Annotated in this window: 18 protein-coding genes and 1 tRNA gene; 10 read left to right on the plus strand and 9 right to left on the minus strand. The window is 72.0% G+C overall.

From position 1 onward, the window contains the following. Nucleotides 1–17: 17 nt before the first annotated feature. Together AB0E07_RS03335 and AB0E07_RS03340 are read left to right on the plus strand one after the other, a co-directional pair. Nucleotides 18–497 (plus strand): roadblock/LC7 domain-containing protein, encoded by a 480-nt coding sequence (locus AB0E07_RS03335; protein WP_362245898.1) that lies wholly within the window; start codon nt 18–20, stop codon nt 495–497. Nucleotides 498–511: 14 nt separating this feature from the next. Further along, nucleotides 512–886 carry a hypothetical protein gene (locus AB0E07_RS03340; protein WP_362245900.1) on the plus strand — a complete coding sequence of 125 codons (375 nt, stop codon included), beginning with the start codon at nt 512–514 and terminating at the stop codon, nt 884–886. 10 nt (nt 887–896) lie between these two features. Here the strand turns inward: AB0E07_RS03340 and AB0E07_RS03345 are convergent, their stop codons facing one another. The 3 genes from AB0E07_RS03345 to AB0E07_RS03355 all read right to left on the minus strand — a co-directional run bounded on the left by AB0E07_RS03345 (nt 897) and on the right by AB0E07_RS03355 (nt 3,907). Further along, nucleotides 897–1,481 carry a hypothetical protein gene (locus tag AB0E07_RS03345; RefSeq protein WP_362245902.1) on the minus strand — a complete coding sequence of 195 codons (585 nt, stop codon included), beginning with the start codon at nt 1,479–1,481 and terminating at the stop codon, nt 897–899. Nucleotides 1,482–1,568: 87 nt separating this feature from the next. Continuing rightward, nucleotides 1,569–2,429, minus strand: a complete 861-nt coding sequence (locus AB0E07_RS03350; RefSeq protein ID WP_362245904.1) for a MurR/RpiR family transcriptional regulator — start codon at nt 2,427–2,429, stop codon at nt 1,569–1,571. Continuing rightward, entirely contained in the window at nt 2,426–3,907 is a 1,482-nt protein-coding gene (locus tag AB0E07_RS03355) for an aromatic amino acid ammonia-lyase (protein WP_362246798.1), read from the minus strand. The genes AB0E07_RS03350 and AB0E07_RS03355 overlap by 4 nt, the downstream gene beginning before the upstream one ends. Before the next feature lie 233 nt (nt 3,908–4,140). Between AB0E07_RS03355 and AB0E07_RS03360 the strand changes: the two genes are divergently transcribed. Continuing rightward, the gene (locus tag AB0E07_RS03360) at nt 4,141–4,563 is read left to right on the plus strand and encodes a hypothetical protein (RefSeq protein WP_362246800.1); all 423 of its coding nucleotides are present in this window, start codon (nt 4,141–4,143) and stop codon (nt 4,561–4,563) included. A 371-nt stretch (nt 4,564–4,934) separates the two neighbouring features. On the opposite strand, the gene AB0E07_RS03365 is transcribed toward AB0E07_RS03360, so the two are convergent. After that, nucleotides 4,935–6,323: a cystathionine beta-synthase gene (locus AB0E07_RS03365; protein WP_362245906.1), complete on the minus strand. Its 1,389-nt coding sequence runs from the start codon at nt 6,321–6,323 to the stop codon at nt 4,935–4,937. A 161-nt stretch (nt 6,324–6,484) separates the two neighbouring features. Here AB0E07_RS03365 and AB0E07_RS03370 point away from each other — a divergent pair, with 161 nt between their 5' ends. The 4 genes from AB0E07_RS03370 to AB0E07_RS03385 all read left to right on the plus strand — a co-directional run bounded on the left by AB0E07_RS03370 (nt 6,485) and on the right by AB0E07_RS03385 (nt 11,173). Beyond that, nucleotides 6,485–7,516, plus strand: coding sequence for an SGNH/GDSL hydrolase family protein (locus AB0E07_RS03370; protein ID WP_362245908.1), 1,032 nt, complete (start codon nt 6,485–6,487; stop codon nt 7,514–7,516). Between the two features lie 141 nt (nt 7,517–7,657). Continuing rightward, the gene (locus AB0E07_RS03375) at nt 7,658–8,770 is read left to right on the plus strand and encodes an acyltransferase family protein (RefSeq protein ID WP_362245910.1); all 1,113 of its coding nucleotides are present in this window, start codon (nt 7,658–7,660) and stop codon (nt 8,768–8,770) included. A gap of 114 nt (nt 8,771–8,884) precedes the next feature. Further along, nucleotides 8,885–10,105 (plus strand): acetyl-CoA C-acetyltransferase, encoded by a 1,221-nt coding sequence (locus AB0E07_RS03380; RefSeq protein WP_362245912.1) that lies wholly within the window; start codon nt 8,885–8,887, stop codon nt 10,103–10,105. Nucleotides 10,106–10,390: 285 nt separating this feature from the next. Beyond that, nucleotides 10,391–11,173 carry a hypothetical protein gene (locus tag AB0E07_RS03385; protein WP_362246802.1) on the plus strand — a complete coding sequence of 261 codons (783 nt, stop codon included), beginning with the start codon at nt 10,391–10,393 and terminating at the stop codon, nt 11,171–11,173. Between the two features lie 74 nt (nt 11,174–11,247). Here AB0E07_RS03385 and AB0E07_RS03390 read toward each other — a convergent pair whose 3' ends face one another. Further along, the gene (locus AB0E07_RS03390; RefSeq protein ID WP_362245914.1) at nt 11,248–11,559 is read right to left on the minus strand and encodes a hypothetical protein; all 312 of its coding nucleotides are present in this window, start codon (nt 11,557–11,559) and stop codon (nt 11,248–11,250) included. A gap of 102 nt (nt 11,560–11,661) precedes the next feature. Here AB0E07_RS03390 and AB0E07_RS03395 point away from each other — a divergent pair, with 102 nt between their 5' ends. Further along, a complete protein-coding gene (locus AB0E07_RS03395) occupies nt 11,662–11,892 on the plus strand; it encodes a DUF4287 domain-containing protein (protein WP_362245916.1) in 231 nt (76 codons plus the stop codon). Between the two features lie 88 nt (nt 11,893–11,980). Here AB0E07_RS03395 and AB0E07_RS03400 read toward each other — a convergent pair whose 3' ends face one another. The 3 genes from AB0E07_RS03400 to AB0E07_RS03410 form a co-directional block, all read right to left on the minus strand. Beyond that, nucleotides 11,981–12,892, minus strand: a complete 912-nt coding sequence (locus AB0E07_RS03400) for a Bax inhibitor-1/YccA family protein (RefSeq protein WP_362245918.1) — start codon at nt 12,890–12,892, stop codon at nt 11,981–11,983. 190 nt (nt 12,893–13,082) lie between these two features. Next, entirely contained in the window at nt 13,083–14,258 is a 1,176-nt protein-coding gene (locus AB0E07_RS03405) for a 4-hydroxybenzoate 3-monooxygenase (RefSeq protein ID WP_362245920.1), read from the minus strand. A 207-nt stretch (nt 14,259–14,465) separates the two neighbouring features. After that, a tRNA-Leu gene (locus AB0E07_RS03410) sits at nt 14,466–14,548 on the minus strand. Nucleotides 14,549–14,942: 394 nt separating this feature from the next. Here AB0E07_RS03410 and AB0E07_RS03415 point away from each other — a divergent pair. Both AB0E07_RS03415 and AB0E07_RS03420 read left to right on the plus strand, forming a co-directional pair. Next, nucleotides 14,943–15,770, plus strand: coding sequence for an ABC transporter ATP-binding protein (locus AB0E07_RS03415; protein WP_362245922.1), 828 nt, complete (start codon nt 14,943–14,945; stop codon nt 15,768–15,770). Next, nucleotides 15,770–18,298 (plus strand): FtsX-like permease family protein, encoded by a 2,529-nt coding sequence (locus AB0E07_RS03420; protein WP_362245924.1) that lies wholly within the window; start codon nt 15,770–15,772, stop codon nt 18,296–18,298. Before AB0E07_RS03415 ends, AB0E07_RS03420 begins: the two co-directional genes overlap by 1 nt. 47 nt (nt 18,299–18,345) lie before the next feature. On the opposite strand, the gene AB0E07_RS03425 is transcribed toward AB0E07_RS03420, so the two are convergent. Then, a complete protein-coding gene (locus AB0E07_RS03425; protein ID WP_362245926.1) occupies nt 18,346–19,635 on the minus strand; it encodes a cyclopropane-fatty-acyl-phospholipid synthase family protein in 1,290 nt (429 codons plus the stop codon). Nucleotides 19,636–19,818: the final 183 nt, after the last annotated feature.

Here is a 19,818-nt window from a genome sequence, read left to right on the forward strand (position 1 = left end):
GACAGAGGAGAAACCTGATGGCCGCCGAGGCGCCGATACTCGACGAACTCCACCGGCTCAGAGCCCGCATCCCCCAGCTGACCGGCTCCCTCGCGGCCAGCGTCGACGGACTGGTCGTCGCCGAGGACACCCCCGGTGTGGAGCCGGAGGGCGTCGCCGCGCTGACCGCCGCCGCGCTCGGCGTGGCCGTCCGGCTGAGCGACGTGACCGGCAGCGGGGACCTGCGCGAACTGCTCGTCCGCGGCCGGGACGGCTATGTGGCCACCTACGCGGCGGGGCAGGGCGCCGTGCTGACCCTGCTCGCCCGCGACGACGTCAGCGTGGGCCGGCTGCACCTGGAGGGCCGCCGCGCGGCGACCCGGATCGGGGAGCTGGTCGACGAGGCGGCACCCGAAACCAAGATCCGCACTCCCGCGAGAGTGCCGGCCGCGCGGGCGAAGACCCCGCGCGAGCGGCGCACCGCACCCACCCATCCGCGCACCACCACGGAGAGTTGAGAGGAAGTTCCATCATGGCCAACACCGAGACCTCGCTCAAGGAAGCCCTGACCTCGATCGAGGGCGCGACCGGCGTCGCGCTCGTCGACTACACCACCGGCATGGCCCTGGGCACCATGGGCGGCAGCAAGAGCTTCGACCTGAACGTCGCGGCCGCGGGCAATACCGATGTGGTGCGCGCCAAGATGCGCACCATGGAACACCTCGGCCTCAAGGCCGAGATCGAGGACATCCTGATCACCCTGTCCGACCAGTTCCACCTGATCCGCCTGCTCAGCGGGCGCAGCGGCAACGGCCTGTTCATGTACCTGGTGCTCGACGCCAAGCGCGCCAACCTGGCGATGGCCCGCCACCAGCTGCGGAGGATCGAAATGGAGCTGGAGGTGTGAGTCCCGCCGGCTAGACCAACGCGTCGGCGTGGCGGCGTGCTCCCCCCGGAGCCGCGTCGCCCGCCGCGAGGCCGGTCGAGCGGAAGGCCCTCACCGCCTTCCCGGCCGGGCGCCCGCCCCGTGCGGTGAGCCAGTCCACGCGCACCCACAGCAGCGCGTCGACGGCCCGCTCCCGGCGGCCGATCCAGGCGGCCTTCAGCCACAGCCCGACGCCCGCCCCGGCGAGCAGCAGCCCGCCCGCCGCGGGCACCACGAACGCGCTGCCGAGGGCGCCGACGAAGGCGAGCACCAGCCACCAGCGGTGCCCGCGGCGCCAGACGCGCACGGTCACCGCGCGGTCCTGGAGCACATCGTGCTTGCCCGCGCGGGCCGCGCCGTTCAGCAGGGCGCCGTAGCGGCCCCGCTTCCGGTACGCCACCACCGCCGCGGTGACGAGGAACAGCGCCGCCCCGGCCAGCACGCCGATCCGCCGCCCGGTCACGCCGGGCACCAGGACGCCGATCCCGGCCGCGCACCCCCCGAGCCACACCATCGGCGCCGACCCGGCCCGTACGACGACGGCCACCCGGGCCAGTCCCTGTCCTCCACGTGCCACGTCCGCCTCCTCGTCGTCCCGCACTGCGCGTGCCGGGAGGCTAGCGGCCCTGTGTGAGACCCGTCTGAGAAGCGCGCCCCGCCGGGCTCACTCCACGAACAGCCCCCGGGCCGCGGCCCGCGCGTCGAACTCCTCCAGGCGGGCCTGCGCCTCCGGCAGGTCGTCGCACATCGCCTCCAGCAGCACCCGGCCGAGCAGCATCGGCGCGCAGGCGGTGTCGAAGGCGAGCCCGGTGCCGACGGCGGCCGGGAGCAGCAGGTCGGAGACCTTGGCGACCGGTGCGAAGGCGGAGTCGGCGACCGTCACCACGGTCAGTCCCGCCTCCCGGGCGTGGCCGAGGGTGTCGAGGACCTCGCGCGGATGCCGGGGCAGGGCGAAGCAGAGCAGGGCCGTGGCGCCGGCCCGGACGCAGGCGTCGATCCGGTCGTGGACCATCGTGCCGCCCTCGTGCAGCAGCCGGACGTCCGGATGGACCTTGGCGGCGAAGTAGGCGAAGCCGTAGGCCTGGGCGGCCGCGGCGCGCAGCCCGAGCACCGGCAGCGGACGGGAGGCGGCCAGCAGCCGTCCCGCCCGGTGCACCGGGCCGGGGTCGGCGAGCAGTTCGGCGAGGTGCCGCAGATTCTCGATCTCCGCCTCGACGGCCTGCTGGTACTCGTTGAACGTGCCGGTGGCCGCGGCCGGTTCGGCGGGCGCGACCTCGCGCAGATGCCGGCGCAGGGCCGGGTAGCCGTCGAAGCCGAGGGCGACGGCGAAGCGGGTCACCGAGGGCTGGCTGACCCCGGCCAGCTCGGCGAGTTCGACGCTGGAGAGGAAGGGCACGTCGGCGGCGCGGCGCACCATGCTGTGCGCGATGCGCCGCTGGGTCGGGGTGAGCCGGTGCCCCTCGAAGAGCGCCTGGAGCCGTGCCGCCGGGGTGTCCGCGGCCCTCGTGTTGCCTTCCGCGCTCATGCGCCGTTCCCCCTCCAGATCTCCGTGAACCGGTCGAGCAGTGCTGCCGCCGCCGTCACGTCCCGTGTGAGCGGCCGGTCGGCCTGGTCCTCGTCGAGCAACGCCTCGGCCAGTTCCAGTGCCCGCGCCACCGGCAGTCCCGGGGCCGGCCTGAGGTCGCGCTGGCGCAGCGCCCGTACGGCGGCGACGAGCTCGCAGCCGACGACGAGACGGTACGCGCCGCACGCGCGCAGGGTCTGCCGGGCGGCGAGCGAGGCGAAGCTGGCCTGCTCCTCGACGCCCCGGGAGAGTACAGCGTGGCCGAGCGACGCGGGCGCGGAGAAGGCCCGCAGGTCACCGAGGGCGGCCGCGGCGGAGTACTCCAGGATCATCACACCGGACGAGACCGGCACCTGGTCGGCGAGGAAGGGCTTGAGCCGGGTGTAGGCGGGTTCGTTGAGGGTGTGCAGCCGGGAGGTGGACAGCCGGGCCACCTGGGTGACCGCGAGCCGGAAGTGATCCAGGGCGAGGGCGAGTTGGGCCTGGTAGAAGCCGCCGTGGTGATAGGCGGCCAGGTCCTCCACGGCGATCAGGGGGTTCTCCGCCGCGGCGTTGATCTCCACCGCGAGCACCGCCTCCAGCGCGTCCGCCGCGTCGTGCGCGGGACCGTGTATCTGCGGCAGACAGCGGAAGCCGTAGGGGTCCTGGATCCGGCCGAGCGGGGGTGCGGGGCGGTCCGCGGCACCGGTCAGCTCCCGCATCCGGCGGGCCACCTCGGTGGAGCCGCGGTGCGGGCGGGCGGCGTGGACGGGAGCGGCGTACGGCTCGTGGGAGCCGTCCACGGCGAGCAGCGAGAGGGCGGCGACGACCTGGGTGGCGGCGACGAGCCCGCGCAGTTCGTGCAGGGCGAGGGCGGCCTGGCCGAGGGTGAGGGCGTTGCTGCTGATCAGGGCGAGGGCGTCGTTGTTGTCCAGCGGCTGCGGCTCGGGGGCGCCGGTGCCGTGCCAGGGGTGCTCCCCGGCGAGCGCGAGGCCGACCTGGGCGAGGGCGGTGAGGTCGCCGGTGCCGACCGAGCCGAACTCGTTGACGGCCGGGTGCGCCCCGCTCCGCAGCGCCTCGCACAGGGCGGTGACGACCGTGGGCCGGAGGCCGGCACCGCCCGCGAGCAGCTGGTTGGCCCGGACCGCGAGCATCGCCCGCACCTGCCGGGCGGGGAGTTCCTCGCCTATGCCTCCGGCGTGGCTGCGCAGCAGGCGCAGTCCGTGCCCGGCGGCGGCCTCGGTGGGCACGTCCTCGTTGCGGTTGGCGCCGACCCCGGTGGAGCGGCCGTAGACCCGGCCGGTCGCGGCGATCCGCCGGGCGGCGTCCCAGGAGCGGCTGGCCCGCTTCATCGCCTCCTCGGCCGGCACCGGCCGCGCGGTTCCGTCCGCGAGCCGGACCACGTCGGCGACGGTGAGTTCCCGGCCGTCGAGGAAGACCGAGCCGCTGTCCACGACCATCGACCCGTCGGCGATCCGCCCGTCGGCGACCCGAGACGACGACTTCACGACCGGCACTCCCCTCACCCCGCACGGCGTATTCAAGCAAGAAGAACTCTGCATGAGTCCATACAGCCGGGCAAGCGGCATCCCCGCGCGGGGAACGCCGGGGCGGTGGCCGCCCCCGTCCGGACTGGGGGGCTATCCCCAGTGTCAGGGCGGCGCGCGCTCCCTACCGTGGTGCCATGACCGGAATGGACACACGGGACACCGAGCTGAAGAAGGAACTCAACGCCACCCTGCAGGCGCGCAGGGAACTGGGCGAGGAGTACGAGTCCGCGCTGGTCGACTCCTTCCTGGAGAAGGTCGACCAGCGGATCGACGGCGCCGTCGAGCGCCGGGTGCGCCGGCAGCTCGCCGAGCAGCAGATGGTGGTGGCCCGGGACTCCCGGTCACCGAGGGCGACGGACTCGTGGGGCGAGCGCTTCGGCTTCGGCATCGTCTCCCTCGTCCTGGCGATCCCGCTCTCCGCCATCGGCGGCGGGGTGGCCCATCTGCCGGGCCTGCTGGTCGCCTGGGCGGGGATCGTCGGGGTCAACGTCGTGCAGGCCGCCCGTACCAACCCGGGCCTGTTCCGCCGCCGCAAGCCGCGTCGGGACGGGGACTGGGAGGACTGACCGGGGGCGGTCCCCGCGTGGGAGACGTGGCCAGGAGCCGCGGGGAAAGGATATGCGCGGGGACCGCCGCACCCCCGTTACCGGGGGGCGGGACGACGGCGGTCCCCGCGAGGGACGCTGACCGGGTCAGGGCCGGGTCTCGCGTCCGGCGTCCATGGAGGTCCGGGAGCCGCTCCGGAGGTCCTTGGACGTTCGGTGCCGGCCTGGGCGGGGAGCCGCTCCCGCCCTGCCGACATCCACTAATGTGCCGGACGCGTGTTAAGCGGGTGCTGCGCGGACGTGACACGCTCGTACCACTTCCGCGAAGCCACGAAGGCTGCTGATCACCGCAAGTTCGCCGCCGACGCGCCCCGTTCACCGCAGGTTCGCCGCTACTTTCCGCCCTTGGCGAGGAACGCCAGCAGATCCTGGCGGCTGATCACCCCGGTGGGCTTGCCCTCGACCAGGACGATCGCCGCGTCCGCCGTGCCGAGCACGGACATCAGGTCGCCGACCGGTTCGCCGGAGCCGACCTGCGGCAGCGGGGCGGACATGTGCTTCTCCAGCGGGTCGCCCAGCGAGGCCGCCTTGGTGAACAGGGCGTCCAGCAGTTCCCGCTCGACGACGGAGCCGACGACCTCCGCCGCCATCACGTCCGGGTGGCCCGCGCCCGGCTTGACGATCGGCATCTGCGAGACGCCGTACTCGCGCAGCACCTCGATGGCCTGGCCGACGGTTTCGTCGGGGTGCATGTGGACGAGGGACGGGATCGCGCCGTGCTCCTTGTCGTTCAGCACGTCGGCGACACGGGCGCTGGGGCCCTCGTCCTCCAGGAAGCCGTAGTCGGCCATCCACTCGTCGTTGAAGATCTTGCTGAGGTAGCCGCGGCCGCTGTCCGGCAGCAGGACGACGACCACGTCGTCCTCGCCGAGCCGTTCGGCGACGCGCAGCGCGGCGACCACGGCCATCCCGCAGGAGCCGCCGACCAGCAGGCCCTCCTCCTTGGCCAGACGACGGGTCATCTGGAAGGAGTCCTTGTCGGAGACGGGGACGATCTCGTCGGCGACCGTGCGGTCGTAGGCGGTCGGCCAGAAGTCCTCACCGACGCCCTCGACGAGGTACGGGCGCCCGGAGCCGCCCGAGTAGACCGAGCCCTCGGGGTCGGCGCCGACGACCTGCACCTTGCCGTCGCTGGCGTCCTTCAGATAGCGGCCGGTGCCGGAGATGGTGCCGCCGGTGCCCACGCCCGCCACGAAGTGGGTGATCCGCCCCTCCGTCTGCTCCCACAGCTCGGGGCCGGTGGAGTGGTAGTGGGAGAGCGGGTTGTTGGGGTTGGAGTACTGGTCCGGCTTCCACGCGCCGGGCGTCTCACGGACGAGGCGGTCGGAGACGTTGTAGTACGAGTCCGGGTGCTCGGGGTCCACCGCGGTCGGGCAGACCACGACCTCGGCGCCGTAGGCACGCAGCACGTTGATCTTGTCGGTGCTCACCTTGTCGGGGCACACGAAGATGCACTTGTAGCCCTTCTGCTGGGCGACGATGGCGAGCCCGACCCCGGTGTTGCCGCTGGTCGGCTCGACGATGGTGCCGCCGGGCTTGAGGGCGCCGCTCTCCTCCGCGGCCTCGATCATGCGCAGGGCGATGCGGTCCTTCACCGAACCGCCGGGGTTGAAGTACTCCACCTTGGCCAGGACGGTCGCCTTGATGCCCTTGGTCACGCTGTTGAGCCTCAGCAGCGGGGTGTTGCCGACGAGGCCGATCATCGAGTCGTGGAATTGCACCGTTGTCTCCGGAATGCAGCAAAAGATGTGGTCACTAGTGGTTCAGCCAGCCTATGGCCTGGGGGACACCCATGACGGTCGTTCACTCCTCGTTGGGATTGGGCCACGGTCCGTGCGGGGCAAGCAGTGGATGTACGGGTTCGAGGAGGTGACGGCGGGACATGACGAGCATGTCGAGGGCGCGGGCGGCCCGGCGCATCGCGACCGGGGCGGCGTACGGCGGCGGCGGGGTCGGGCTGGCCGGAGCGGCCGTCGTGGGGCTGATGCTGGCCGAGGTCCGGCTGGCCAGGCGGGCCGTGAACAGCAATGGCACGGCACCGCACGCGCCGCGCGCGGAGGGCCGGTACGGCAATGGGTTCACCGTCGCGGGCGAGCCTCCGCTGCGGCTGCTGATGCTGGGCGACTCCACGGCCGCCGGCCAGGGCGTCAGACGGGCCGGTCAGACACCGGGCGCGCTGCTCGCCTCGGGCCTCGCGGCGGTGGCCGAACGCCCGGTGGAGCTGCGCAACGTCGCCCTCACCGGGGCCCGCTCCGACGACCTGGAACGCCAGGTGGCCGCCGCGCTGGCGGACCCCGAGCGGGTGCCGGACATCTGCGTGATCATGATCGGCGCCAATGACGTCACCCACCGCATGCCTCCGACCCGCTCGGTGCGCCATCTGTCGACGGCGGTACGGCGGCTGCGCACGGCCGGCGCCGAGGTGGTCGTCGGCACCTGCCCCGACCTCGGCACCATCGAGCCGGTGCAGCAGCCGCTGCGCTGGCTGGCCCGGCGGGCCTCGCGGCAGCTCGCCGCCGCCCAGACGATCGGCGTGGTCGAGCAGGGCGGCCGGACGGTGTCCCTGGGCGACCTGCTCGGCCCGGAGTTCGCCGCGAACCCGCGCGAGCTGTTCGGACCGGACAGCTACCACCCCTCCGCCGAGGGGTACGCGACCGCCGCGATGGCGGTCCTGCCGACGCTCTGCGCGGCTCTCGGCCTGTGGCCGGCCGACGAGGAGCGCCCCGACGTCTCGCGCCGCGAGGGCTTCCTGCCGGTCGCGAGGGCCGCGGCCGAGGCCGCGTCCGAGGCGGGCACGGAGGTGGCCTCGGCGATGCAGACCGGGCCGCGCGGGCCCTGGGCGCTGCTCAAGCGCCGGCGCCGGCGCCGGGTCGGCGAGGCGGAACCCTCTCCCACCAGCACGTCCGGCGTGTGAAGCGGAGCTTCCCCCTCCTGGAGGCGGCTTTCCGTACACGCACCGTTCACCGCCCGAACGGGGGAACGTCACCGGATCATCCCCGGCTTTGGCGATGGTGTGGCTCCGCTGTCACAAGACTGTCAGGAGCACCACCCCGCGATGCGCGAACCGCTACCGAGATCCACCGGCTCCACCTCCACCGGCCCCGGCCGTGACCCCTGGTGGGACAACGCCCGGTTCGTCTCCGCGACGCTGATCGTCGTGCTCCACACGGTCGGCAGCATCATGGACCGGCACGACGCGCTGCACGCCTTCCATGTCGCGGCCTGGCCCTTCCGGGTGCCGGCCTTCGTGGTGCTGGCCGGTGTCTTCAGCAGCGCGGGACCGCTCGGACCGCGCCGGCTGCGCACGCTGCTGAGCAGCATCGTGCTGCCCGCGCTGATCTTCAGCCTGCTGTTCTCGCTGGAGACGAAGGCGCTCGGCGGCCCCCTGGACCTGCATGTGACGCAGCTGCCGTGGACGCTGTGGTTCCTGATGTCGCTGTTCTGCTGGCGGCTGCTGCTGCCGCTGGTCGTGCAGTTGCGGCATCCGCTGCTGGTCACCACCGCGGTGGCGCTCGGAGTGGGTTACGTGGAGGAGTTCGGGCTCCAGTTCTCGGCCAGCCGCACCCTGGTCTACCTGCCGCTGTTCTACTTCGGCTGGCGGCTCGGCCAGGGCATGCTCCGGGACTGGTTCGCCAGCCGCTGGAGCCTGCCGGCCGCCGTGGCCGGAGTGCTCGGCTCGATCACCGCGGCCGCGGTGTGGCACCGGGACGTCCAGGGGCCGTGGCTGTCCATGCGCCACGCCTACCGGGCCGACACCCCGCTCGGCATGGAGGGCGCCTGGCTGGTCCGGCTGGCGGTGCTGGCCGCCGCCGCGGGTCTGGTGCTCTGTCTGCTGCGGCTGGTGCCGAGGCGGCGGCTGCCCCTGGTCTCGGCGCTCGGGGCGGGCGGCTTCACCGTCTATCTGCTGCACCCGCTGGTCATCCTGCCGCTGCGGGAGAAGGGCCTCATCGCGCGCGCGGACACCCCGGTGGAGCTGGCCGCGCTGGTCGCCTTCGGCGTCCTGCTCACCGCCGCGCTCGCCTCGCCCTGGGTGCGCCGGCTCGTCCGGCCGCTGACCCGTCCCTCGGCGACCTGGCTGCTGGCGCCCGCGGGGACGCCGGCACCCGCGCAGGCACCCCCGTCACCGGCCCCGGCGGCCACCCCCGTCCCAGCCGGCCGTACACCCTAAGCAAGCGCTTGGAAAAGAGTCCCGCATCACACCCTGATGGCCGTGACCGATGGCTTACGTACAGGTAACTTCCCAACCAGCCCTGACTGCCCCCGGAACGCCAATGGAGCCGTGATGCCCGAAGCCGTGATCGTCTCGACCGCCCGCTCCCCCATCGGCCGCGCTTTCAAGGGCTCCCTCAAGGACCTGCGGCCGGACGACCTCACCGCCACGATCATCCAGGCCGCCCTCGCCAAGATCCCCGAGCTGGACCCCCGGGACATCGACGACCTGATGCTCGGCTGCGGTCTGCCCGGTGGCGAGCAGGGCAACAACCTCGGCCGGATCGTCGCCGTGCAGATGGGCATGGACCACCTGCCGGGCTGCACGATCACCCGGTACTGCTCCTCCTCGCTCCAGACCTCCCGCATGGCCCTGCACGCCATCAAGGCCGGCGAGGGCGACGTCTTCATCTCGGCCGGTGTCGAGATGGTCTCCAGCTTCGCCAAGGGCAACTCCGACTCGCTGCCGGACACCCACAACCCCTTCTTCGCCGAGGCCGAGGCCCGCACCGCGGCCGTGGCCCAGCAGGAGGGCACCACCTGGCACGACCCGCGCGAGGACGGCCTGGTGCCGGACGCCTACATCGCGATGGGCCAGACCGCCGAGAACCTCGCCCGCTCCAAGGGCGTCACCCGCCGCGACATGGACGAGTTCGGCGTCCGCTCGCAGAACCTCGCCGAGGAAGCCATCAAGAACGGCTTCTGGGAGCGCGAGATCACCCCGGTGACCCTGCCCGACGGCACCGTGGTCGCCAAGGACGACGGCCCCCGCGCCGGTGTCACCCTGGAGGGCGTCGAGGGCCTGAAGCCGGTCTTCCGCCCCGACGGCCTGGTCACCGCCGCCAACTGCTGCCCGCTCAACGACGGCGCCGCCGCGGTCGTCGTCATGAGCGACACCAAGGCGCGCGAGCTGGGGCTCACCCCGCTCGCCCGCATCGTGTCGACCGGCGTCTCCGGCCTCTCCCCCGAGATCATGGGCCTCGGCCCGGTCGAGGCCTCGCAGCAGGCGCTGCGCCGGGCCGGCCTGACCATCGACGACATCGACCTGGTCGAGATCAACGAGGCGTTCGCCGCCCAGGTGATCCCCTCCTACCGCGACCTCGGCATCGACCTCGACAAGCTGAACGTCAACGGCGGCGCCATCGCCGTCGGCCACCCCTTCGGCATGACGGGCGCGCGCATCACCGGCACGCTCATCAACTCCCTCCAGTTCCACGACAAGCAGTTCGGTCTGGAGACGATGTGCGTCGGCGGCGGCCAGGGCATGGCGATGGTCATCGAGCGCCTCAGCTGACCGTGATCGGCGCGGGACCCTGAGTGATCGGAAAGGCCCGGAGCCCGGCAACCGCCGCGGTTCCGGGCCTTTTTGTGATCCAATCTCCCTCAGGATGTGACCTATCTCCCCCTGTTGGGGCATTTCCGCAGGTCAGAGGCTGTCCACCGCCGCCCGCCAGGCCCGAAGTCCTGAAAGTACTGTCCGATTCGTGACGTTACGCACTGACAGCTTGGTAGTCCACCCTTCAAGCTGATGTAGGAAGTCGGGGGTCGACTTTGAACCGGGAGTACGTCAGTGAGCGCCATGCCGATCGCCCTGCTGCTCACCACGGCAGCCACCGGCGCCGTGGGCGTCGCCGTCCTGCGCACCCTCATGGGTCTGCGCCGACAGGTGGCGGCCCTGCAGGCCGAGCTCGCCGCGAACAACGCGGCCGCGGCCCGGGGACTGGTCCCCGCCGCACGCCCCTCCGCCGACACCGCCGAGATACGCGCCGCCGTGGCCGACGCCCTGGCGGAGGAGCGCGAGCGGGAGCTCGCCGAGGCGCGCGCGTTCTGGGCCGCCCAGGAGGCGCGGGACGCCTCCGACGCGCCGACCCTGCTGGGTCTGGGCGACAGTGAGCTGTTCATGCCCCGGCAGGCCGATCTCGTCGGGCTGGAGCCGCTGGAGCCGGTCACCGAGCCCGCGGTGGAGGCCGACGAGTTCGCCGGGGAGTCCGCGGAGCTGGCCGCGGCCCGCCGCCGCCACCCCTCGCACCCGGACTTCGTGCCGGTGCAGTCGCCGGTGGTGAACGACCATGAGCGCACGGTCGCCACCCTGGAGGAGCTGGCCGCGACCGGCACCGAGCTGACCGACGTCCGCCCCGGTCCGCTCGGCACCCTCGACGTCTACGTCTTCGCCGACGGCACCACCCTGTGCATGACCCCGGGCCACCGGGAGACCGCGGAGCGCCTCGCCGAGGCCCTGCGCGCGGGCGAGTCCCCGGTCCTGCTGGGCGGCTCGGGGATCTCGGGCGCGTACACCCTGACCTTCGCCTGCGGCCAGGAGAACGTCTACATCCTGGCGGACCGGGTCATAGCCAGCCTGTAGGAGCCGGCCCCGGCCGCACTCCGTCGGACTCAACCCGTCGGACTCAGGCCGTCGGACTCAGGCCGTCGACTCCGTCAGACTCCGGCGCGCTTCTGAGCCGCCGCCACCAGTTCCACCGCTTCGTCCACTTGGGCCTCGTCCGTCAGGACGAGGCCCAAGTCGTGCACGGCGACGGTGATTTGGTCGGCGGCGGCGAACATCCCCGCGTCCGGCATCTCGCGCGGTTCTCCCGCGGGGTCCTCCAGCAGCTGCGCCCGGCGGGACAACTCCCTGGCCAGGCCCAGCGCCTCGGCCGCCGCACTGCGTTGCAGCCGGGACTGCGGGGCCGCCCGCAGCCGGTCGGCGAAGTGATCCACTGCCTGCGTCAGACGCGTCGTATCCACCACGCCGCAACCGTACGCGCCCCACCGGGACTGTTGCCAACGCGCGAACGCTCAGGCACGGTGACCTGAAGGACCGGCTTACATCCCCTGCGTCCGGAGGCGCCGATGTCCCAAGTCTTCTCCGAGGAGACCCATCGCAACCTGCTCGCCCGCATCCCTCACTGCACCGGTCGTGAAGTGTCCGACTGGCTGCGCACCGTCGAGGACGGCCCGGCTCTCTTCCGCTTCGAGGAAAAGGTCAGCTGGCTCCGCCACGAACACAACCTCGCGTACGGCCACGCCAAGGCGATCATCCACGAGTACGACCTGAGGAGGGCCGCGCGGAGGTTCTTCTAGTCCGACACGACCTGGCCGCGCGCACTGCTCGCAGACGCCGAAGGGCCCCGGGTCGGAGACCCGGGGCCCTTCTGAGCAACGGCGTTGATCAGTCGCTGCTGTTGAGGATCGAGATGAGCCTCAGGAACTCCATGTAGATCCACACCAGCGTCAGGGTGAGACCGAAGGCCGCGAGCCAGGCCTCCTCGCGCGGGGCGCCGTAGGCGATGCCGTCCTCGACCTGCTTGAAGTCCAGGGCGAGGAAGCAGGCACCGAGCAGGATGCCGATGATGCCGAACAGGATGCCCATCGGGCCGCTGCGGAAGCCGAGGCCGTCGCCGCCGCCGAAGACGGCGAAGAGCAGGTTGATCGCCATCAGCATGATGAAGCCGAGCGCGGCCGCCATCACGAAGCCGACGAAGCGGCGGTTGACGCGGATCCAGCCGGCCTTGTAGGCGACCAGCACACCGAGGAAGACACCGATGGTGCCGAGCACGGCCTGCATGGCCGCGCCCTCCGCGATGCGGTTGTCGACGACGCTGGAGACCACGCCGAGGAAGACACCCTCGAACGCGGCGTAGGTCAGGATGAGGGCGGGCGAGGCCTTGCGCTTGAAGGACTGCACCAGCGCCAGCACCATGCCGACCAGGCCGGCGACGATGGCGATGCCGTAGGAACGGCCGATGTTGGCGTCGTCGACCGGCAGCAGCGCCCAGGCGAGCGCGGCGGTGACGACGAGTACGCCGAGGGTCGTACCGGTGCGCATGACGACGTCGTCCATCGTCATCCGGCCGGTGGTGACCGGGGCCTGCGGCGGCGCGCCGTGCTGAAGGTCACCCTGGGCGTAGGGGTTCTGCGCGTACGGGTTCTGGGCGTAGGGGTTGGCCCCCTGCGGCTGGGCGTAAGGATTGCCCTGCGTGCCCACAGCGGCGCCCCCGGCCTGCGGCTGGGCGTTGAAGCCCGCGTAGCCGTTGTCGCGGCTGAACCCCCGTCGCGAGAAGACCGGGTTGCTGCTCCTCATTTCACTCCTCCATGGCCACCTTGCGCAGCCTTGGGCTCAAGAGTAATGGAAAGGCAAAAGAAAGACTCTAGTGCTTGGGGAGGATCTTTCCCTTGCTGTGCTGCCCAACACGCTACGCGGGTGCGTGATTCCCGACACCGGAGGGGCCCATTCATGACCAACCCGCGACATGGCCGGAACCAGTCGGTGATCAGTCGACCGGGAAGCCCGTGTACGCCTCGGCCAGCTCGGTCCCGGCGGCCCGCGAGGACGCCACGCGCGCCAGCCGGGCGAGCTGCAGGCGGTCGTCGAAGGGGGTGGCGTCGGGGGCCCGGTGCAGCATCGTCGTCATGTCGTAGGAGAAGCGTTCGGCCTGCCAGACCCGCCGCAGACAGGTCCGTGAGTAGGCGTCGAGAAGTTCGTCCGAACCGGTGTCACGCAGGTGGGTCAACGCCCGCGCGAAGGTGACGACGTCACCGACCGCCAGGTTCAGCCCCTTGGCCCCGGTCGGCGGCACGATGTGCGCCGCGTCACCGGCGAGGAAGAGCCGGCCGTGCCGCATGGGCTCGTGGACCCAGGAGCGCATGGGGGTCACCGACTTCTGGGTGATCGGGCCGCGCTCCAGCCGCCAGTCGTCGTCCGTCTCGAAGCGGCGCTCCAGCTCCGCCCAGACGGCGTCGTCGGACCACTCCCCGGCGTCGGTGCCGTCCGGCACCTGGAGGTAGAGGCGGGAGACGGACGGGGAGCGCATGGAGAGCAGGGCGAAACCGCGGTCGTGGCGGGCGTAGACCAGTTCGTCGTGCGAGGGGGGTACGTCGGCGAGGATGCCGAGCCAGGCGTAGGGGTACGTCCGCTCGAAGGCCCGGGTCAGCTCCTCGGGGATCGCCCGGCGCGCCACGCCCCAGAAGCCGTCGCAGCCCACGACGTAGGCGCACTCCAGGACGGACTCGCGACCCTGGTGCCGGAAGCGGATCCGGGGGCGGTCGCTGTCGGCGTCCTCCACGGCGAGCGCCTCCGCCTCGAAGAGCAGCGGACCGCCCTCCTCGATCTGGAGGGCTATGAGGTCCTTGCAGACCTCGGTCTGCGCGTAGACCGTCACCGACCGGCCGCCGGTGAGCGCGGGGAAGTCGACCCGGTGGCGGGTGCGGTCGTACCGCAGCTCGATGCCGTCGTGGCGCAGGCCCTCGCGGTCCATGCGCTCGCCGGCGCCGGCCGCGCGCAGCACGTCGACCGTCCCCTGTTCGAGGATCCCGGCGCGTTGCCGCTGCTCGACGTAGGCGCGGTCGCGGCTCTCCAGGACGACCGAGTCGATACCGGCGCGGTGCAGGAGCCGGGCCAGGAGGAGGCCGGCGGGTCCGGCTCCGATGATGCCGACGGTGGTGCGCATCGGTCGTTCCCTTCCCGAGGAAGTGCCACGGTGCGCCACGGCGGATCACAGCATGTCACTTGTTCGTCTGGTGAAGTTTGTTTCACTCACTTGTTGACGTGAGTCTCCGACGGCAACCGGCCGCTGTCAACGGTTGGCGCGGTGAACTTCTCGATGGAGGGTGCAAGAAAAGAGGCCGCCGTTCGGCGGCCTTGCGTGGGTCGGAGGTGCCCGGAACCGGACTTGAACCGGTACGCCCGCGAGGGGCAGCGAGGTTTAAGCTCGCCGTGTCTGCATTCCACCATCCGGGCAGGCCATGGGCTCCGCGGCGCGGCTCCGAGCCTATCGGGGCGCGTCCCCCGAACAGCGGACGGACGGCTCGATGTTGTCTTATTTTATTGAGGTCTGAGGGTGCATCAGACCGTGGAACGGGCCATCCGCACTTGCCAATAGCCTTGCAACCCGTGCTCGGCCACGTATGCGGAATGACGGAATTTCACCGCCCGAACAAGGACGCTCCACCTGTTCTCGACAAGCCCGGTCTCGGGGGTCGGGGTCATACCCAGGTATGACCCGGCGGCGCCCGGTCCGACCGGAGTCTGCCTTCGGAACCGGAACAGCGGCTGACTCCACGGACACCGACGGCCACGACGATGGATGACGTCCCCCGAACACGTTTCGTCGTCAGCCGAGGAGCACCCTGTCGTGACCACCGCATCCACCCCCGGACTCCACCAGGGGGAGCACCGGGCCGACCGGTCCACCGCCGTGGCCGCGCGCGCCACGGACCTGTCGAAGGTCTACGGACAGGGCGAGACCCGGGTGGTCGCCCTGGACCGGGTCTCCGTGGAGTTCCGGCAGGGCGAGTTCGCCGCGATCATGGGCCCGTCCGGCTCCGGCAAGTCCACGCTGATGCACTGCGTGGCGGGCCTGGACACCTTCTCCTCCGGCTCGGTCCGCATCGGCGACACCGAACTGGGCTCGCTGAAGGACAAGCAGCTCACCAGGTTGCGCCGGGACAAGATCGGCTTCATCTTCCAGGCCTTCAACCTGCTGCCGACGCTGACCGCGCTGGAGAACATCACGCTCCCCATGGACATCGCGGGCCGCAAGCCGGACAAGCAGTGGCTGGACTCGGTGATCGCCATGGTCGGCCTCGCGGACCGGCTCGGCCACCGCCCCTCCCAGCTCTCCGGCGGCCAGCAGCAGCGCGTCGCCGTGGCCCGCGCCCTCGCCGCCAAGCCGGAGATCATCTTCGGTGACGAGCCCACCGGCAACCTCGACTCCCGCTCCGGCGCCGAGGTCCTGGGCTTCCTGCGCAACTCCGTGCGGGAACTGGGCCAGACCGTGGTGATGGTGACCCACGACCCGGTGGCCGCGGCCTACGCGGACCGCGTGGTCTTCCTCGCCGACGGACGGATCGTGGACGAGATGGACAAGCCCACGGCTGAGTCCGTCCTCGACTCCATGCGGCGCTTTCCTGGGGGAAACCCCCAGACCCCCGGCTTCGACGCGAAGGGCCGGACCTCCTGATGTTCCGCACCGCCCTGCGCAACGTCCTCGCGCACAAGGCCCGGTTGGCGATGACCGTGCTCGCCGTGATGCTCGGCGTAGCCTTCGTCTCCGGCACCCTGGTCTTCACCAACACCCTCTCGGGCGCCCTTCAGAACAGCTCCGCCAAGGGCTTCGACCAGGTCGACGTCGCCGTCACCGCCGAGCACCAGGAGTCCGAGGGCAACCGGATCGGCCGCACGCCCGAACTGACCGAGGCGCTCCTCGACAAGAGCGCGGCCGTGCCCGGCGCCGCCTCCGCGATCGGCGTCGTCAACGGCTTCACCGCCGTCGCCGACCGGGACGGCAGGCTCGTCGGCGGCGGCTTCCAGTCCCAGGGCGGCAACTACTGGGGCACCGAGGACGCCCGGTACCCGCTGACCGAGGGGCACGCCCCGAAGGGCGCCGACGAGATCGTCCTCGACTCCTCGACCGCCGAGCGCGCCGGGTACGAAGTCGGCGACAGGGTACGGCTGTCCGTGGACGGCCCGGTGCTCGAACCCACGCTGGTCGGGGTGTTCACCACCGACGACGGCAATGTCGCGGCCGGCGGCAGCCTCGCCCTGTTCGACACGGCGACGGCCCAGAAGCTGTTCGGCAAGCCCGGCACGTACGACGAGATCGATGTGCGGGCGGCGGCCGGGACCAGCCAGGAGCGGCTGAAGGCGGCACTCGACGAGGCGCTGCCCGGGGACCTGGTGGAGACCACCACCGGCGCCCGGCTCGCCGAGGACCAGGCCGAGGCGATCTCCTCGTCGATGAGCGGGCTGAAGCAGGGCCTGCTGGTCTTCGCCGGGATCTCCCTGTTCGTCGGCACGTTCATCATCGCCAACACCTTCACCATGCTGGTCGCCCAGCGCACCAAGGAGTTGGCACTGCTGCGCGCGGTGGGCGCCTCGCGCCGGCAGGTCACCCGGTCGGTGCTGATCGAGGCGTTCGTGGTCGGCGCGGTGGCCGCGGTGGCCGGACTGGTCGCGGGCATCGGGATCGGCGCGGGCCTGCGCTCGCTGATGGGGACCCTCGGCGCGACCGTCCCGGACGGGCCGCTGGTGGTGTCGCCGGGCACCGTGGCGACCGCGCTCGTGGTCGGCGTGGTGATCACCATGCTGGCGGCCTGGCTGCCCGGCCGCCGGGCGGCGAGGATCCCGCCGGTGGCCGCGATGAGCAGCGTGCACGCGCAGGCGACGGCCAGGTCGCTGGTGCTGCGCAACACGCTCGGCGCGCTGTTCTCGGCCGCCGGTGTCGCGGTGGTGCTGGCGGCGACCTCGATGGAGGGCTCCGACGGCCAGGCCCCGATGGGCCTCGGCGCGGTCCTGCTCATCATCGGTGTCTTCATCCTGACGCCGCTGCTGTCCCGCCCGCTGATCGCGGCCGCCGCGCCGGTCCTGCGGGTCTTCGGGGTGTCGGGCAAGCTCGCCCGGCAGAACTCGGTGCGCAACCCGCGCCGTACCGCCGCCACCGCCTCGGCGCTGATGATCGGGCTGACCCTGATCACCGGCATGACGGTGATGGCGGGCAGTCTCCAGCAGGGCATCGACAGGATGGCGAGCGCGGCACTGCGCGCGGACTACGTGGTCTCGATGGCGAACGGCAACGCGCTCTCGCCGGACGTGGACGAGAGGCTGCGCGGGCTGGACGAGGTGACGGCCACCAGTCCGCTGCGCAACGCGGCCTCCCGGATCGACGGCGAGACCGAGTTCCTCACCGGGGTGGACGGCTCCTCGATCGGCAAGCTGACCGAACTGCCGGTCACTGACGGCGCGTTCGAGGTCGGTGGGGCGCGGGTGGTGGTCGACGCGGAGACCGCCGAGTCCCACGGCTGGCACGCCGGCTCCCGCTTCACCGCGCACTACGAGGACGGCGAGGCGCAGCGGCTGACGGTCGCCGGGGTGTACGAGGGCAACGAGATGATCCGCGGGATCATGCTCGACAACCGCACCCTCACCCCGCACCTCGACGACCCGACCGACATGCAGGTCATGGTGAAGACGGCGGGCGGCGCCTCGGAGCAGGCCAGGGACACGCTGGAGAAGGCCCTCGGCGCCAACCCGGCGATCAAGGTCCAGGACAAGGAGGACCTGTCCGAGGAGATCGCGCAGATGTTCACGCTGATCCTGAACATGGTCTACGGCCTGCTCGCGATGGCGGTGATCGTGGCGGTCCTCGGCGTCGTCAACACGCTGGCGATGTCGGTGTTCGAGCGTTCGCAGGAGATCGGCATGCTCCGCGCGATCGGCCTGGACCGCAAGGGCATCAAGCGGATGGTCCGGCTGGAGTCGCTGGTGATCTCGCTCTTCGGCGGGGTGCTGGGGATCGGCCTGGGCGTGTTCTTCGGCTGGGCCGCAGGTGAGCTGCTGGCCTCGCGGATGGCGACGTACGAGCTGGTCCTGCCCTGGGCCAGGCTGGGCGTCTTCCTGCTGCTGGCGGCGACCGTGGGCGTGCTGGCGGCCCTGTGGCCGGCCCGGCGGGCGGCGCGGCTGAACATGCTGACGGCGATCAAGTCCGAGTAACGGCAGGGACCGAGGGCCCCGCTTCCGTACGGAGGCGGGGCCCTTCGTCAGTTCCAGGTACGGGCCCGCAGGGGCATCCGGGCGTCGCCGGGGTCGGTGGCGCGGACCGCCAGGACCTGGTTCACGCCGAGGGTGTTGCGTTCGAAGGCGAGTGCGCAGGCCGCCATGTAGAGGCGCCACACCCGGGCCCGGCCGGGACCGGCCAGCTCGGCCGCGCGGTCCCACTCGGCCTCCAGCCGGGCGACCCAGTGGCGCAGGGTCAGGGCGTAGTGCTCCCGGATCGCCTCGACGTCCCGGACCTCGAAACCGGCCCGCTCCAGCTGGGTGACGGTGACGCCGACGGGCTGGAGTTCGCCGTCGGGGAAGACGTAGGCGTCGATGAACTCGTCCACCGCGTACGCCGATTCGTCGCGCTGCGGGCGCCGGGCGATCTGGTGGTTGAGCAGCCTGCCCCCGGGAGCGAGCAGCGCGTGCAGGGCGGTCGCGTACTCCAGGTACCGCTCGGCGCCGACGTGTTCGGCCATGCCGACGGAGGAGATCGCGTCGTAGGGTCCGTCCGGCACGTCGCGGTAGTCCTGGACGCGGATCTCGATCCGGTCGGTCAGTCCCTCGTCGGCGGCGCGCTTGCGGGCGTACGCCGCCTGCTCCTCGGAGAGCGTGACCCCGACGACGCTCACGCCGTACGCGCGGGCGGCGTGGGCCGCCAGGGCTCCCCAGCCGCAGCCGACGTCCAGCAGCCGCATGCCGGGCGCGAGTCCGAGTTTGCGGCAGACCAGGTCGAGCTTGTCGTGCTGGGCGTCCTCCAGCGTGCCGTCGGCATCGTGCCAGTAGGCGCAGGAGTACACCATCGACGGGCCGAGGACGATCCCGTAGAAGTCGTTGCCGACGTCGTAGTGGTGGCTGATGGCGCGCCGGTCGGTGCGCCGGGTGTGGAGGTGGCCGCGGCGGCGGACCTCCTCCTCGGGAGGCGCCGGCGGCGGCAGCGGCCCGGCCAGCCGGACCAGCCCCCTGATCGCCGAGCGGACCTCCTTGTCGCGCAGCGCGTCCCGCAGGGAGCGGGCGTCCTCGCCGCGCTCCCAGATCCGGCCGGAGAGCAGGTCGAGGGCGGTGTAGAGGTCGCCCTCGATGTCCAGGTCGCCCGCCACCCAGGCGCGGGCGAGCCCGAGTTCGCCGGGCCGCCACAGCAGCCGGCGCACGGCGCGGCGGTGGTGGACCACCAGCGCGGGCGCGCCCGGCGGGCCCGCCTGCGAACCGTCCCAGGCGCGGATGCGCAGGGGGAGCGGCTCTCCCAGCAACTGTTCGACCAGGCCCTTCAGCCGCAGCGCGGCGTCTGCCATGGGGCACCTCCACGACGGTGAACCGGAATGTCCGACATCCACGTAAACACCGACGGAGGTCTCGCGCAGTCCCCCACGAGCGTCATGGGCGGGCAAAGAAGGTGAATGCCCCCGAAAGGCGGTCAGCGCGCCCGGGACGCCGGTGCGCGCGCCCGGGGAGCCGGTCCTCGGGCCCGCCCGGCC

Origin of the sequence: Streptomyces sp. NPDC048002 (assembly GCF_040653275.1) — a bacterium.
Lineage (GTDB): Bacteria > Actinomycetota > Actinomycetes > Streptomycetales > Streptomycetaceae > Streptomyces.